This is a genomic window from Mesorhizobium sp. M7A.F.Ca.AU.001.01.1.1, from assembly GCF_004022735.1.
Classification (GTDB): domain Bacteria; phylum Pseudomonadota; class Alphaproteobacteria; order Rhizobiales; family Rhizobiaceae; genus Mesorhizobium; species Mesorhizobium ciceri.
Map to the genome: position 1 here is coordinate 1 of NZ_RZPF01001229.1, position 883 is coordinate 883.

Here is an 883-nt window from a genome sequence, read left to right on the forward strand (position 1 = left end):
CCTCGATCTCGTCCGCATCCTGCAGGAAGGCCTGACCAACGTGCTCAAGCACAGCCAGGCAAGCCGCGTCGTCATCGACCTGCACCGGCGCGGCGAGACGCTGAGCCTGGCCATAAACGACAATGGCGTCGGCTTCGATGCCGCCTCGCAAGCGCCCGTCCCGGGCACCGGCCTGCGCTCGATGCGGGCACGGGCCGGACGGCTGGGCGGTACGCTCGACACGCGGTCGCGGCGCGGCGAAACCGTGCTGGCCTTGCATGTGCCCGCGGCCTGACCGGCCGATCCCGGCGCGGCGGGCATAGCTAGTTTCAACGATATCCGGCCTTGGTCTCGGGTGCTATGCCCGGGGACATGCACGACTGCGTCGGTGCTGATCTGGGGAGCTTGGCCTTGACAGGAATTGCCATCGTCTCGAAGCGAAGCCTGCTGCGCTCGACCGCTCTCGCGACCTGCCTCCTGGCCCCCCTGGCCTGGAGCCCCGCCATGGCCGACGGTGCTGGCGGACATGGCGCGACCAACTCCGCGGGCCGGGGCGGCGGCCAGGGTGGTGGCGGGAGCGGCGCAGGCGCAGCCGGAACCGGCGGCACCGGGGGAGTTTTGGGCGACGGCGGCAGCAGCGGCAGCAATGGCAGTGTGGCCGGTTCCGGCGGTTCCGGCGGAACCGTCCGCGTCGACGGTGCCGACGGTGGCGTCGGCAGTTCCGCTGCCACCCTGATCAACGATGGCGGCTTCATCACGGGAGGCGGTGGCGGTGGCGGCGGCAGCAACGGAGGTGTCGGCGGCAATGGCGGCAATGGCGTCGCCTCATCCGTAGACGATGCTTCTCTCGCCAACAGCGGCGGTCGTATCGTTGGCGGCGGCGGCGGCGGCGGCGGTGCCGGTG

At 71.3% G+C, this 883-nt stretch carries 1 protein-coding gene and 1 pseudogene; both read left to right on the top strand.

Features of this window, described 5'->3' with window-relative positions:
* The coding region (locus EN884_RS37285) for an ATP-binding protein (protein ID WP_348633004.1) at positions 1–274 on the top strand (274 nt) is incomplete at its 5' end.
* A 116-nt stretch (positions 275–390) separates the two neighbouring features.
* Positions 391–883, top strand: a pseudogene (locus tag EN884_RS37290) (hypothetical protein); the annotation flags it as partial.